This window comes from Sinomicrobium halophytocola (assembly GCF_052983395.1).
On record NZ_JBRKIT010000037.1, the window covers coordinates 62,496 to 77,458 of the forward strand.

Annotated in this window: 13 protein-coding genes; 1 reads left to right on the top strand and 12 read right to left on the bottom strand. The window is 44.0% G+C overall.

What is annotated here, in order from left to right:
- Positions 1 to 10: 10 nt before the first annotated feature.
- The 3 genes from ACVBDY_RS15850 to ACVBDY_RS15860 all read right to left on the bottom strand — a co-directional run bounded on the left by ACVBDY_RS15850 (position 11) and on the right by ACVBDY_RS15860 (position 4,723).
- A complete protein-coding gene (locus tag ACVBDY_RS15850) occupies positions 11 to 562 on the bottom strand; it encodes a GbsR/MarR family transcriptional regulator (protein ID WP_447176435.1) in 552 nt (183 codons plus the stop codon).
- Positions 563 to 1,104: 542 nt separating this feature from the next.
- Positions 1,105 to 3,453, bottom strand: coding sequence for a penicillin-binding protein 1C (gene pbpC / locus ACVBDY_RS15855; RefSeq protein ID WP_447176436.1), 2,349 nt, complete (start codon positions 3,451 to 3,453; stop codon positions 1,105 to 1,107).
- 325 nt (positions 3,454 to 3,778) lie between these two features.
- Entirely contained in the window at positions 3,779 to 4,723 is a 945-nt protein-coding gene (locus tag ACVBDY_RS15860; protein ID WP_447176437.1) for a nicotinic acid mononucleotide adenyltransferase, read from the bottom strand.
- A 221-nt stretch (positions 4,724 to 4,944) separates the two neighbouring features.
- On the opposite strand from ACVBDY_RS15860, the gene ACVBDY_RS15865 reads away from it, so the two are divergent.
- The gene (locus ACVBDY_RS15865) at positions 4,945 to 5,943 is read left to right on the top strand and encodes an NAD(P)H-dependent glycerol-3-phosphate dehydrogenase (protein ID WP_447176438.1); all 999 of its coding nucleotides are present in this window, start codon (positions 4,945 to 4,947) and stop codon (positions 5,941 to 5,943) included.
- A 22-nt stretch (positions 5,944 to 5,965) separates the two neighbouring features.
- Here ACVBDY_RS15865 and nadD read toward each other — a convergent pair whose 3' ends face one another.
- From nadD to ACVBDY_RS15910, 9 genes are all read right to left on the bottom strand, one after another.
- Positions 5,966 to 6,556, bottom strand: a complete 591-nt coding sequence (nadD, locus tag ACVBDY_RS15870; protein WP_447176439.1) for a nicotinate (nicotinamide) nucleotide adenylyltransferase — start codon at positions 6,554 to 6,556, stop codon at positions 5,966 to 5,968.
- Between the two features lie 15 nt (positions 6,557 to 6,571).
- Positions 6,572 to 7,168 (bottom strand): guanylate kinase, encoded by a 597-nt coding sequence (gene gmk / locus ACVBDY_RS15875; RefSeq protein WP_447176440.1) that lies wholly within the window; start codon positions 7,166 to 7,168, stop codon positions 6,572 to 6,574.
- A 38-nt stretch (positions 7,169 to 7,206) separates the two neighbouring features.
- Positions 7,207 to 8,064 (bottom strand): YicC/YloC family endoribonuclease, encoded by an 858-nt coding sequence (locus tag ACVBDY_RS15880; protein ID WP_447176441.1) that lies wholly within the window; start codon positions 8,062 to 8,064, stop codon positions 7,207 to 7,209.
- A 232-nt stretch (positions 8,065 to 8,296) separates the two neighbouring features.
- Positions 8,297 to 9,055 carry a 3-keto-disaccharide hydrolase gene (locus ACVBDY_RS15885; protein ID WP_447176442.1) on the bottom strand — a complete coding sequence of 253 codons (759 nt, stop codon included), beginning with the start codon at positions 9,053 to 9,055 and terminating at the stop codon, positions 8,297 to 8,299.
- 20 nt (positions 9,056 to 9,075) lie between these two features.
- Positions 9,076 to 9,837 carry a 3-keto-disaccharide hydrolase gene (locus ACVBDY_RS15890; protein WP_447176443.1) on the bottom strand — a complete coding sequence of 254 codons (762 nt, stop codon included), beginning with the start codon at positions 9,835 to 9,837 and terminating at the stop codon, positions 9,076 to 9,078.
- 41 nt (positions 9,838 to 9,878) lie between these two features.
- Entirely contained in the window at positions 9,879 to 10,949 is a 1,071-nt protein-coding gene (locus ACVBDY_RS15895) for a sugar phosphate isomerase/epimerase family protein (RefSeq protein WP_447176444.1), read from the bottom strand.
- Between the two features lie 55 nt (positions 10,950 to 11,004).
- Entirely contained in the window at positions 11,005 to 12,144 is a 1,140-nt protein-coding gene (locus ACVBDY_RS15900) for a Gfo/Idh/MocA family protein (RefSeq protein ID WP_447176445.1), read from the bottom strand.
- A gap of 209 nt (positions 12,145 to 12,353) precedes the next feature.
- Positions 12,354 to 13,487 carry a Gfo/Idh/MocA family protein gene (locus ACVBDY_RS15905; RefSeq protein ID WP_447176446.1) on the bottom strand — a complete coding sequence of 378 codons (1,134 nt, stop codon included), beginning with the start codon at positions 13,485 to 13,487 and terminating at the stop codon, positions 12,354 to 12,356.
- 175 nt (positions 13,488 to 13,662) lie between these two features.
- Positions 13,663 to 14,895, bottom strand: coding sequence for an MFS transporter (locus tag ACVBDY_RS15910; RefSeq protein WP_447176447.1), 1,233 nt, complete (start codon positions 14,893 to 14,895; stop codon positions 13,663 to 13,665).
- Positions 14,896 to 14,963: the final 68 nt, after the last annotated feature.

Genomic DNA, 14,963 nt, shown 5'->3' on the forward strand with positions numbered 1-14,963 from the left:
CTGCTTATTATTATTGGTTTATGGTGTTTGAAATATCTTCTCTTAATCGTGTCAGGTTGTTCAGCATTTCTTCCGTGAATTTGATGTAATGCATGTTAAACATTAAACCTACCTTATCGGCGTCCTGGCCACTGTTTTGCATGTATTTTGTTTTGTAACAATGTACTTTTTGCAATAGTTGTTTCTCCTGTTTCCACTGTTCTATTTTTTCATCGAGGCGGACCAACATTTGATCGGGGGCTATTTTAAAATACCGTTTTCTGTCGCCCTTTTTCGTGAAATAAGTTATTTTTCCCTGGGATTGCAATAACTGTAAATTTGTGGAGACAGAACTTTTACTGGCCTCCAGTTTATCCAGGAGTTCATCAAAAGTAACTCCGCCTTCGCCTGTCAGGACCATAATGGAAAAAATTCTGGCGGAAAGCGGGGAGAAAGCTTCGTTCTTTTCAAAATATACTCCGAGTTCCTCTACCAGATTACATTTCTCGTTCTCTAAATCATCGCACTTCATATGTATTCCAATGTTGAAATTTCGGGCAAATATAGGTAAGGTTCGTTTCATACCGAACTAAAAGGGAGTTAATTTATTGTTAAATAAAAACAGGAGTATTAATGTCATCCGTTCCGGAACAGGCCCCGGATGTTTCTGTATTTGTTTGAGGGGTCATTGTGTGTTATTTGTTTAAACGGGTTTTAATTAAACCAACTTGAAACAAGCGTTTAGCTGTTTTGATCTTCGAATACTAATTTTTGCGGAGGGGAAACGGGAGTTTCCCAAGGCGTTTTTCGTTTGTTATAAAGTGCAGAAAGCACTCCGGCGGCAAAAACGTTATGGACAATGCTATAAGGTGTACGGGAGAGGAAAAATAACTCCCGGCAGATAAGAGACCCAATATAAGAAGCGTGGGTAGCGGAAGTGAAAATGCCGGTACGGCAGGGGCTATGTCCCCTATCGAAGCATCCCTTTTTAAGCCATTCCCTACGGGTTTGTATGGCTAATATGATTTAAAATTTTTGTGAGTCAGTGTGTTATAAGATTAAAAGTGAAATAGTAAAAAATGGTAATATGTATTAACTATTTCTAATCGGCAGAAAGAGAAAAGTTTATCTTTTGACTTCGATTCTGCGTTTGATTTCATTCCCGAACTCGTCGATAACCGTTATAAGATGCTTTCCTTCTTCGGGAAGGACAGCCATTTCGTGGAAAGTCCTGGTTTGCCCGAGGAAGCGCTCGTCCAGGTACCAGAATACTGTAGTTCCGGGCTTGGAGTGGGCTATCTTTATCACCAGTTGATTGGTAGTGCCTTCAAAGTTTTTGGGCAGCACAACCGCACGTCCTTCTTCCGGGTAGATAAAATCCATAACAGCCGGACCTTCGGTAAAACAATCGGCACGAAAAGAAGGGAGGCTTTTATAGCCCGTATGGTTCGACTTATAGTAGTATTCCATGATAGGCGGAAGGGTAAACCAGGGTTCCGTTACAATATAGGTGACCGATTCGCAGGAAGCATTTACCCGGTATTGCCGGTTTTGGTCCAGGTGGACAAGATGATGGAACGGACATGGGCTGGTACGTTGGCCCGCTACCGGAATTTGCATGGTCTTTACCGGACATAGGGGAGTAGCGAGGTAACCGCTGTTACGGCATACTTCGGCTTCGGCCAGTTCATCGAATGGTACGGCAAATTCTGAGGATACGGGCAAAGCGTCAAATACGGCAAACAACATAGGGGCTGCCGAAGTAACACCGGTCAGGCCCGGCCTTCCTTCCCCGTCCGCATTTCCGGCCCATACACCTACCACATGATCTTTGGTGACTCCTATGGCCCAGGCATCCCTGTTCCCGAAACTCGTCCCTGTTTTCCAGGCAATTCTTTTGGAAGAATCAAAATATTGCCAGGCTTCGTTACCTTCCGGACGGTTCAGTTCCTGCATGGCCTGGAAGGTTAGATAAATACTTCCGGCATCTAATACGGTTTTTTCCCGGGAAATGTCTCCGAAACCGGCTTTTTCACCGGCCATCCATACGGGTTCTGTAAATTCTCCGGTATAATATTCGCTGGAGGTTTCCTGAAAGTGATTTACGGTAGAGGCCAGTGAGGCGTAGGTTTTGCACAGGTCCCATAAGTTGCTCTCGGCTCCGCCAAGGATCAGGGTGAGTCCGTAATAATCTGCAGGTTTGTTTATATCCCGCAGGTGGAATTTTGTGAGTTTATCCCTGAAACGTTCCAGTCCGTATTCCTGTAACATGCGTACAAAAGGAATATTAAGGGATCTGGCCAGGGCATGATCTGCTGCCACAGCCCCATCGTATTTAGGGTCGAAATTTTCCGGGGTATAACCGGAGATCTGTGTAGGGACATCCGGGATCAGGGTGTTCGGCAACAGTTCGCCCGCATCCAGCATAGCGGCATAAAGGAAAGGCTTGATTATACTGCCCGTACTCCTTGGAGCGTGGATAATATCCACATCTTTCTGGTGTTTTTTATCCGTAGGTGAGTTGCCTGTATAGGCCAGGATTTCACGGGTACGGACATCCATGACCAGTATGGCAGCGTTGTATACTTCGTTTTGTTTCAGTATCTCATAATGCTGTTTTACAATGCTGTTTACCCGGTGTTGCAGGTCCTGGTTTACGGTAGTGCGAGTTCTCTTTCCCGCATGTTTCCTCGCGGCATATTGTAGTAAATGAGGGGCACTTTGCGGCAGGGGAAATGGTTTTTGAGGCAGCGGTTCCGTTAGGGCCAGTTCGTAAGTAGTAGCATCGATTATCTTTTCTGCGTGAAGTTTATGTAACAGACGGTTCCGTTTCTTAAGAAGGGTTTCCTGGTTTTTTCCGGGATAGATAAGGGCAGGTGCGTTGGGCAGAACGGCCAGGGTAGCGCTTTCGGCCCAGGACAATTGATGTGGTTGCACGCCAAAATAGCGCCATGCCGCTACATCCAGTCCCACTACATTGCTTCCGAAAGGCGCGTGTGAGGCATACAGGCCGAGTATTTTTTTCTTGGAATAACGCAACTCCAAACGGGTAGCCAGTACGATCTCGACCATTTTTTCGAAGTAGGTGCGCCGTTTTCCATTCCGGGAAAGGCGAATGACCTGTTGGGTAATGGTACTTCCACCACGGATCACCCTTCCCGCTTTCAGGTTGTGTGCCATGGCTTTGGCAATAGATACCGGATTAAAGCCCGGGTGATAATAAAAATATTCGTCTTCGAAATGAAGGATGCACTGTTCGAATTTTTCCGGGACACTGTCGCTCTCCGGAAAACGCCATTGCCCGTCCTCAGCTATTCTGGCGCCCAGCAGTTCCCCGTTTTTACTCTCTATAACTGTAGAAGAAGGATCGCGGAACAGGGGATCGGGCAGGCAAAAGAAATAGGTGATAAGAAGAACGATAAAGATCGTCGTCTTAACGGGATGTTTTTTTATGAAGCGTATAAGCAGACGCAATGGAAATTTGTTTTACCGGATGAAATTATTCTTTTTTCCGCAAACGGAACAGGCCTGGCTGTTAAAAAAGAAGGATGAGGCTCATAATAGTTTTGGAGCCATGGAGGATCAAATAAAATCTGAAGCCCCGAATATTCAGATTTGAAAGGCTTCGTCACGATGTTTTTTACCTTTTCATGTGGTGCCTCGCGGGCTTGCCCGAGGATAGTTGGCTAAAGAGCTCCCAACTAAAAACGCCACAACTTTTATACTTGTCTTCAAAAAGAAACCGCCCTTGCACAAGTACTGCAAAGGGCGGTTTCCAAACTAAATAACCAACCAAAAATCAACTAACCTTTATTTTTCTGCTTTCGCTTTGTCTTTCTATCTGTATTGTCTTGTCTATGATCTTTTCTCGTTTTCTTCCCGTACTTTCGGTTTTTTGCCCTGAATTGCTTTCCGGTCTCAGGTACTGGATGAATCTCCTTCCCGTAAATTGATATACACTTCCCGAACGGATATGGTACAATTCAATGGTTCTGTCATCTATAACGCTGAGTTCAAAACGTTCATTGTCCGGCGATTCATAATCTAATGTTAAAACTTTGAGGTATGGCTCACCCGAAACGTTAAAGATCTCATACTGGCCTTTAAAAGCCCAAAACAGATTATCGATATTAGTGCCGGGACGATCTTTTGAAGACCAGAATATGTCCCTGGAATCGGGGAGGAACTGAAGGAAATTCTCTTCGTCAAAAATATTCGGGTCTCCCTGTCGGGCGGTATATGTTTTCTCCCAGGCTTCATATTCCTGAAGGAAATAATGGATGTTTTCATAGAATACCTTATCATAATCAAAATTACTTCGTTGATAGCCTATGAGGAAATACGAAGTCCCGGTATAGCGGTTATACAATTCTATTTCGTTGCTTGCCGACTGGTAAACTTCAAACTCCCATTGCCCGTCTATATCGTGATCGATGACAATGGAAAGGTCGTAGACATCATAATAACCGACATCTATACCAAAACCATTCCCGGTTGACCCGATGCCGGCGAGATTATTATTGGCATATAATGTTCCGTTTCTCAAAGATATGGTAAATGCGTTCTGAAGAAAGGGAACCTCCCCGTTCCCGGCTGTGCTGTGGATATCCACATACCACAGGTCATAAGAAGATAAAAGCCGGTTCAGAGATATTTCATCATCAAAATAATCATCTTGTACGGAACACGAGGTCACAGTTGCTAAAATCAAAACACATCCTAAGAATAATTTTATATTTTTCATAGCTTAAACAGTTTCTATGTTGACTGATGAGTTATTACCAATTCCTGTGCCAAAAAAATTAATACGCTGGTAATCAGATAATAATGAAGTGCGCTGTTTTTTGGTTACTTTTGATTTATGAAATTCTCCGGTAAGATCTGGACATTATGATGGAATGTGTGAAGGTAAAAGCCTGCTTTATCGGGAAAAGATAGGTTGTCATATTAATGAAATATACTGTAATGAGTGCTATGAAAATTACTGTGATCGGTGGGGGCAGCTGGGCCACGGCTATTGTTAAGATGTTATCGGAAAACCTGAAAGAAATAGGCTGGTATATGCGCAATACCTTTGTAAAGGAGCATATTCTGCACGAGGGACATAACCCCAATTACCTGAGTGCCGTGGAATTCCACCCGGAACAGCTTCGCCTGACGAACGATATAAATGAAGCGGTCGCTTATGCGGACATACTGATTTTCGCCGTACCTTCGGCCTTCCTGCATTCGGAACTGGAAAAACTTACCGTCTCTTTAAAGGATAAGATCATTTTTTCGGCCATAAAAGGTATTGTACCCGAAACGGGACTTATCGTAGGCGAGCATTTTCATAACGAATACGATATACCTTTTGAAAATATCGGGGTTATCACGGGCCCCTGTCACGCGGAAGAAGTCGCCCTGGAGCGATTGTCTTACCTGACCATTGCCTGTGCCGATCCGAAAAAAGCCAAAATACTGGCCCAAAGCCTTGCAAGTGATTATATAAAAACCAAGATCTCCGATGATATTATAGGTACGGAATACGCCGCGGTATTGAAAAATATCTACGCTATAGCTGCGGGAATTGCCCATGGCCTGGGATACGGGGATAATTTTCAGAGTGTTCTGATGAGCAATGCTATTCGGGAAATGCGGCGTTTTATAAAACGGGTGCATAAGATGAAACGAAACATCAATAATTCCGCTTACCTGGGGGACCTGCTGGTTACGGGGTATTCCGTTTTTTCACGAAACCGGATGTTTGGCAATATGATAGGCAAAGGATACACGGTAAAATCCGCCATGATGGAGATGAGTATGGTGGCCGAAGGATATTACGCGGCCAAAAGTGCGCATATCATAAACGAAAAGCACGATAAAAAGATCAAGACCCCTATTATGGATGCCGTTTATAATGTGTTGTACGAGGGTAAAGAGCCCAAAAAGGTGTTTAAGAAACTTTCGGAAAAACTGGATTGATAAAACAACCCCCTCTTTGTATTTACCTGTAAAAATTCATTTCATCGATATATTTCCAAACCGCCGGATGCAGAAGGGGGGTGACATTTTTTCCCTCCTTTATATCCCTGCGTATGGCCGTTGATGATATTTCTATGGCGGGGGCATCTATTGTATGGATACGGGGATGATCGAGGAGAGGAGAAGGCTCCGGTGTAGCGGTTACCCTGGGATATACATATACGGAATGATTTTGTAGTATAATTTCGTGGTTTTTCCATTTATGCAGGCCCTTCAGATTGTCTTCGCCCATAATGAGGCAAAATTCCCGCCCGGGATACTTTTCCTGCAGGTGTGCGAGGGTATTTACGGTATAATTGGGTTGTGGTAATTTGAATTCTATATCAGAAGGTTTCAGCTTTTCCAGTTCTTCTGTTGCCTTGTACACCATTTCCAGACGATGGTGGTCCGGGAGGAGGGAATTTTTTTTCTTGAACGGATTGTGTGGGGTAACGACCAGCCATATTTCGTCCAGATCACTGTGTTCGGCAAAATGATTGGCTATGATAATATGCCCGATGTGGATGGGATTGAATGTCCCGAAATAAAGACCGGTTTTTTTATGTAGTTCCAAAAGCAGTGATTTGTATTACTTATTCTCCCCGTTTACATATTCATCCACCAATTGTTCTGCTTCTTTCAGGGCAGTTTCCAGATCGTAATTTTTAATGATCTTGTCAAACTGGGGAGCGGTGGCCAATTCTACCGAAGCTTTTGCTATACGCATATTAATCTTGTCTTCCGGCTCGGTTTTGCGCTTTTTCAGTCGTATTTTCAGTTCGTCCACACTCGGGGGTTTAACAAAAACAGCCAGGGTCTGTTCCGGGAATTTCTTTTTTATACGCAATCCGCCGGCCACATCAATATCAAAAATAACATGTTTGCCTTTGGCCCATATGCGTTCTACTTCACTCTTCAGGGTGCCGTAAAAATTATCCCGGTAAACCTCTTCCCATTCCAGGAAGTCACCTTGCTTTATATGGTTTTTGAATTCCTTGAGACTGAGGAAGTAATAATCTTTTCCGTCTACTTCATTGCCCCTGGGAGCGCGGGAGGTAGCCGATATGGAAAAATCGAGATTGAACTTTTCAATGCCGAGAAGATGACGTACGATAGTAGTTTTTCCACTTCCGGAAGGAGCGGAAAAGACAATGAGTTTACCTTTTTGGGAGTTGTTGTTTGCCATGTTGTATAATCTGGTTTGGAAGGGCTTCCTGAAAAATCTTACAATACGTTAAGTACCTGTTCCTTAATTTTTTCCAGTTCGTCTTTCATCTGCACGACCAGTTTCTGCATAGGCGCAAAATTGGCTTTAGATCCGATAGTGTTTATTTCCCTTCCGATCTCCTGGGAAATAAATCCGAGTTTCCTGCCGTTGGAGTCGTCAGATTTCAGGGTACTGAGAAAGTATTCCAGGTGGTTGGACAGGCGCACCTTCTCTTCGGTAATATCGAATTTCTCCAGGTAGTAAATGAGTTCCTGTTCAAAACGGTTATGATCTACATTTTCCCGGATATCCGCCACCGCTTTCTCCAGGCGTTCCCGAACCTGGACCATGCGCTCCGGATCCAGTTGTTTTACCTGGTCGAGGAGCGAAGAAATGTTGTTTGTCCGCAACAGAAAATCTTTTTCCAGGGCTATTCCCTCTTCGTCGCGAAAAGTATTGATCTCTACGAGTGCTTCTTCCAGGGCACGGTTTATGGCTTCGTATTCTTTTTCATCGATGTCGCTGCGTTCGGTTTTAAGTGCGTCAGGCATTCTTACGGCCATTTTCAGAAGTTCTATCTCTTCCCCGTCAACAATATTTTTCAATTGTTTTATGTACTGGTTTACCACGGCTTCGTTGACCTGCGACGAGGTTTCTTCTCCGGTGACTTCCACATATAGACTAAAGTCTATCTTACCCCTTACCAGGGTATTGGCAATAGTGCTCCGCATCTGTAGTTCTTTCTCCCGATACTGGGAGGGTATCCTGGCATTTACATCCAGGCTCTTGCTGTTGAGCGATTTCAACTCTACGGTTATTTTTTTGGTGGAAAGCTGTATTACAGACTTCCCGAAACCTGTCATAGATTTTATCATCCGGTTTTTTTAAAGAAAAGTTGCACAAAGGTAAGTAAAATAGAAAAGTTTAGAAAAAGCCATGCCATATAGGTTGATTTACGGGTATTTTATAGGGGGAAGTACCTGGAGATGGAACTTTTTCAGAAAATGATGCCCCGGCCAGATTTATTGTTTTATGGTTCTATATAAAACAACGGTGCCCTGTATGATAGCAGGACACCGTTATGGTTTATGGTAATGGAAGGCGGAATTATAATTCCCGTATCCATATGTTTCTGAAGCTTACTTCGCTACCGTGATCCTGTAACTTTATAGGGCCTTTGCCATGTGGTTCGTTTTTAGGCCATCCGATATATTCCGTAGTTCCTTTGATCTTTACATGATCCTGGACCAGGATACCGTTGTGTAACAGGGTAATGGTGCCCGGTTTGGTTTTTTCTCCGGCTTGGTTAAATTCAGGAGCATGGTAGATGATATCGTATGTATTCCATTCACCTGTTTTTACAGAGGCCTTAGCAAGAGGTACAAATTGTTTGTAAACAGCCCCTACCTGGCCGTTCACATAGGTGTCATTGTCGTTATTGTCCAGAACCTGTATCTCATAACGATCCTGCAGGAATACTCCGCTGTTTCCGCGGTTTTGTCCGTCACCTTTTATTTTTTCGGGAGATTTCCACTCCAGGTGTAGTTGAACGTCACCAAAGCTCTTTTTGGTTTGTATATCTCCTGTTCCTGGTTTTACGGACATGCTTCCGTCCGCATTTACCGTCCATTGCGCTTTGGAAGAAGTTTTTGTGCTGATCCACTCATCCAGGTTCTTACCGTCGAACAATACGACAGCGTCACTCGGGGCACTGCTCTCGGTTGCAGGAGTCACCACGGGCGGAACGGGCTCATAAAATTCCGTTTCCTCCGGTTTGGTGGGTTCTTTTTCACCTTGCTTTTCCTGTGCACGGGTGTATATGCTTCCGAAGAGGCAGATAGTAATAAATATATGTGTCTTTTTCATCTTTGTTCTTTCTTCCAGCATTATAATTCCTTGATCTTTATGTTCCGGAAAGAAACTCCATTGCCATGATGCTGTAGCCCGATTTTTCCGGTTTCATAAGCGCCGAAACCTTCCCAGCCGTTAAACTTGGAGTTTTTAATCATGTTCTCCCATTCTTCACCATGTACGGGGAACTTAACGATTTCCACACCGTTGAGCCATATTTTCCCCTCATTGGTGTTGTGGTCTATCTTCAGGACCATGGTGTTCCATTCGCCTACAGCTTTGGCTACATTTTCTGACGGAGGGACCATATCATAAAGGGCACCTGCCTGATGGGTTTTTCCGGCTTTGGCATCGGGATGCTTTTCATTATCCAATACCTGGACTTCCGGGCCTGTTTGGTACGGTTCATGTAATTCGGGTATTTCCTTTACACCCCAGAAGACACCGCTGTTTCCTCCTTCGGAAATTTTCCATTCGAGAGAAAGTTTAAAGTTGGTATAGTCTTTATCGGTTACCAGGTTTTTGCCGCCTGTTTTGTTGTTTTTATCCGGGGTCAGGACCAGGACGCCGTCTTCGATACTCCATTCGGGGGAGATTTCTTCGGAATTATAACCATGCCATCCGGCAAAGGTCTTACCGTCAAAAAGCGGTTCCCATTCTCCTTCTTTCTTTTTTTCCTGTTTTTCCACACTGGCTGTTTCTTCTTTTGAAACGGATTCCTGTGCATCTTTTTTGTTTGCTTCTTTACAGCCTGCCAGGAAAACCAGTGCCAGTGCGCAATAACTAATCTTCTTCATGTTAATGTATTTTTAGCTAATTAATCAGGATTGGATATTGCCTAAGACAATCCCAGTATTTTCTTTAGTTTTTCATCATCCGTATCGGCACCGGCAAAATCGTCAAATGCTTTTTCCGTAGCTTCGATAATATGGCTTTGAATAAACGGGGCTCCTTCGCGGGCTCCCTGTTCCGGTGATTTTATACAGCATTCCCATTCCATAACGGCCCATACGTCACATCCGTATTGTGTGAGTTTGGTGAAAATGGTCTTGAAATCCACCTGTCCGTCTCCCAGGGAACGATATCTTCCAGCCCGGTCCCGCCAGTCATTGAAGCCTCCGAAAGCTCCTTTTTTCCCTGTTGGATTAAATTCGGAATCCTTGACGTGGAAGGCTTTTATGAATTCGTGATAGTGGTCGATATAGGAGATATAGTCAAGTTGCTGCAGTACAAAGTGACTGGGATCGTATAATATGTTTACTCTTTTGTGATTGCCGGTGGCTTTTAAAAATCTTTCAAAAGTATCCCCGTCGTGCAGGTCTTCCCCGGGGTGGATCTCATAGCACACGTCCACATCATTTTCATCGTAAGTATCGAGGATGGGTTTCCAGCGCTTAGCGAGTTCTTCAAAACCCATTTCCACAAGTCCGGGCGGACGTTGCGGCCAGGGGTGCGCAGTGTGCCACAGGAGAGACCCGGAGAAGGTAGCATGTGCCTTAAGCCCTAATCTACGACTGGCTACTGCAGCCTTTTTTACCTGGTCTATGGCCCATTCTGTCCTGGCTTTCGGATTGTTTTTATACTTGTCCGGGGCAAAATTATCGAACATAATATCGTAAGCCGGATGCACCGCTACGAGTTGTCCCTGAAGGTGTGTGGAGAGTTCGGTTATTTCCAGTCCGTAGGAACCTACTTTTTCTTTGAGTTCATCGCAATACTCCTGTCCTTCCGATTCGTCTGCACTTCCCGCCTTGTCCAGGTCTATCAGGAAAGTTTCGGGGGTGGGTATCTGAATACCTTTATAACCCAGTCCTGCAGCCCATTTACAAAGACCGTCCAGCGAATTGAAAGGGGCTTTGTTGTCTACAAACTGTGCCAGAAATACGGCAGGGCCTTTAATTGTTTTCATTATGATTATTTTAACTTTTTATAGCGTTTGTGTGTTTTCCCGGGAATTTTCATAGTTACATCTCTACCCAGGCAGTATTGTTCTTATCGCTTTCTACTGCGGCATGTATGAACCGGACTCCTTTTACACCGTCACTTACCGTAGGGTAGTCGGGATTTTCAAAAGGTTTATTTCCCAGTACGCTCAAAAGGTGTCTGCCAAAACTTCTGTAAATGGAGGCAAAGGCTTCCAGGTATCCTTCGGGATGTCCTTTTGGTATCCGGGACACGGCTCTTACTTCATCGTAAATGGAATTTCCGTCCGGGGTAAACGTCTGTTCCGGTTTGTCCACCCATTTGGCATAGAGCCGGGTAGAATCTTCCTGGTTCCATTGAATACTTCCTTTACTGCCATATACACGTATAGCCAGGTCGTTTTCTTCGCCCACTGCTATCTGCGAGATGGACATGGTACCTTTTGCGCCATTTTTCATACGGAACAGGATGTTTCCGTCATTATCCAGAACCCTGCCTTCGCCGATCCTTCCGAGATCGGCTGCGATTTCGGTAATGTCTGTTCCCGTGATGTAAGAAACCAGGTTTTCGGCATGGGTACCAATGTCTGCCAGGGAACCTCCCACACCCGATTTTGCCGGGTCGGCCCTCCAGGGTTTTATAGCGGCCTGCTCATCCAGTTCGGCTGCCATCCATCCTTGTAAATACTGAACATGGATTTTCCGGATGTTCCCGAGATCGCCGTTTTCTACCATTTTCCTGGCCTGTTTTACCATGGCATTGCCTGTGTAATTGTGGGTCAGGGCAAATAAAAGTCCGGTTTCCCGTACAAGTTTCTCCAGGGTTTTTGCTTCTTCTACCGTGAGGGTCATGGGTTTATCACATACCACGTGAAACCCGTTCTCCAGGGCCATTTTTGCAGGCTCAAAATGGAGGTGGTTAGGAGTGACAATAGATACGAAGTCCATTCGTTCTCCTTCGGGAAGCTCTTTTTCCTTTAAGATCATTTCCTGAAAACTACCGTAACACCTGTTTTCGGGGAGGTAAAGCGATTTTCCGGTTTCTTTGGATTTTTCAGCAGTACTGTTAAAAGCACCGCATACCAATTCTATCATACCGTCCATGGCAGATGCTTTTCTATGGACACCGCCCATAAAAGAACCGATTCCGCCACCGATCATACCCATTCTTAGTCTTCTCATTTTTTTCTGTTTATTTTTTAGCCGCTAATTCACGGATTATCGAAAGTCTTTCCTGAGAAAGGGGGCAAAAAAATACAAAATATATGTTGAAAATTAAACAAGTTTAACTGCATTTAACCCGAGAGGTACTTTAAAAAACGTTTTTCATACACTTTCTCTTCGGTGAAAAGAAAATTTTTAGAAAAAATAAGGTTCCCGGGATGAAAAACTTATACGCTTACCCAGATATTCCCTTTTTTATGGGACTCAACTGCTTTCTCAATGAAATTCATTCCGCGAACGCCATCAATCATAGTGGGGAATTCTCCGGGGTGGTGTTTTTCGTTCCGGATAGCTCTTGCAACCCCTTTATATATATTACCCATGGAGTCGAAAATACCTTCCGGATGTCCCGGGGGTAATTTGCTACCGTCTAATGACAATTCACTATTATACGCGTGTCCGGGCTTTAATATTTTTAACGGCTCGTCTTCGGTCAGGTGATACAGGTAATTCGGGTTTTCCTGTTCCCATTTTAATCCTCCCTTGTTTCCGTAGATGCTTACGGTGAAGTTATTCTCCTCGCCGGTTGCAATCTGACTGGTGCGGATAAGTCCTTTGACGAATTCGGAAAAACGGAGAAGTACGGTGCCGTCAACATCCATTTTATTGTCGCTATATACGTAATTGAGGTCTGCCAGTATCTCTTTCACTTCCATTCCCGTAACATATTCTATCATATCAAAAGCGTGTGTGCCGATATCTCCAATACAACAGCTGATCCCTGATTTTTCCGGGTCCAGTCGCCATGTGGCAGCACGTTTTTCCGCATCGTGGATGATAGGGTTGATCCATCCCTGGTAATATTGAACATCGATCTTTTGCACAGTACCGATAACCCCCGACGTGATCATTTCCTTCATCTGGCGGACCATCGGATACCCTGTATAGGTATAGGTTACCGCAAATATAGTATTGGACTTATCGAGGATCTCTTTTAATATTTTAGCTTCCTCATAGGTGGTGGTCATCGGCTTTTCGCAAATAACATTAAATCCGTTTTCCAGCAGCTTTTTGGCCATTGGAAAATGAAGGAAATTTGGTGTCAGAATAGAAACTACCTGCATCCTTTCGGTTTCGGGGAGTTTAAGTTCTTCTTCGATCAGTATGTCAAAGTCTTTATACACCCGGTTGGTAGGGATACCAATTTTCTCGGCAAAGCCGATATTCTGTTCAAAATCAGGGTTAAATACGCCGCCTACTAATTGATAACTATCGTACATGGAGGAAGCAACACGGTGCAATACCCCGATTAACGAATCGCCACCACCTCCGAGAATTCCTAATCTGATTTTAGTGCTCATTTTTAGTTAGTGTGTTATTTTGTTTAAAAACTGGGTTAATGGAAAAGAGGAACGGAAATCCGAAAAATCCCGGATTTCCATTCCTTGAATTTAATATGTTCTGTAAAATGAAGAATCCCTCATTTTGAGTTTTTTATGTGATAAATATTCTTGTCCCGGTATGGGACGGAACAATTTATGAGTTTTTGTATTCCACTTTTTCGTTCCGGAACAATAGGGTAAAAAGCAGGGATACGGCCAAAGCAAAAATAGCGGGAAATATCCATATGTTCTCCCAACTGTGAGAGCCATCTGCAGCGAGGTATGTATCCGTAATCTGCCCGGCTACCCAAAACCCGATAAGCATACCTACGCCGTAGGTTGCCAGGGTAATAAGTCCTTGTGCCGCACTTTTATATTTTTCTCCTGCTTTGGTATCTGTATATATTTGTCCGGAAACAAAGAAGAAGTCATAACACAGGCCGTGCAGGGCTATACCTGTAATAAGCATAAATGCGAGTTCTCCGGAATTGCCGTAAGCAAAGAGGAGATAACGAAGGGTCCATGCCAGCATTCCGGCGAGGATGGTCTTTTTAAAACCGAATTTTTTAAAGAAAAATGGCAATAGCAGCATAAATAAAACTTCGGATGCCTGGCCCAAAGCCATTTTTTCCGTAGGACTCTCCAATCCTGTTTCCGTAAGGAAAGGATGTGTGTTCTGATAATAGAACGCAAGGGGAATACAAATAAGTACGGAAGAGATAAAAAACATGAGAAAGTTTTTATCTTTTAATAGTTTCAGTGCTTCCAATCCAAGTACGTCGGATAGGGTAACTTTTTCACCCTTGTTTACTTTCGGAGGAGTTTTTGGAAGGGTGAAACTGAAAATCCCGAGTATTCCTGAAGCTATTGCTGTCATTAAAAAGGTGTTTTTCAGCATACCGTTTTCCACACCTTCTGCAGAATCCCAATGGAATACACGGCTTATAAGTACTCCGGCAATGATCCACCCGATAGTGCCGAATACCCGTACGAAAGAGAATTCCTTGGCAGGGTCTTTCATTTGATTAAATGCAACTGAATTTACCAGTGCGAGGGTAGGCATATACAAGACCATATACCCGAGGACATAGGGGTAAAAGACGGTAAATTCGGTAGCGCCTGCCATTTGATACATGAGAACGGCGCCAAGGAGATGAAGTATTCCGAGAATTCGCTCCGCATTAAAATATCTGTCGGCAATAAGCCCGATAATAAAAGGAGCAATAATAGCACCCCAGGATTGCGTGGAGAATGCCTGGGCAGATTGTCCCGCAGTTGCGTCCAGGTTATGCCCCAGGAAAGTTCCCAGGGAGACAAACCACCCTCCCCAGATGAAAAATTCGAGAAACATCATCAGGGAGAGCTGGAATTGTGTTTTTTTATTCATAGAGGGTCAGATATTAGATTTAAGATATGAGATTTCAGATGTTAGACAAGGTTTGCAGGACGGATATG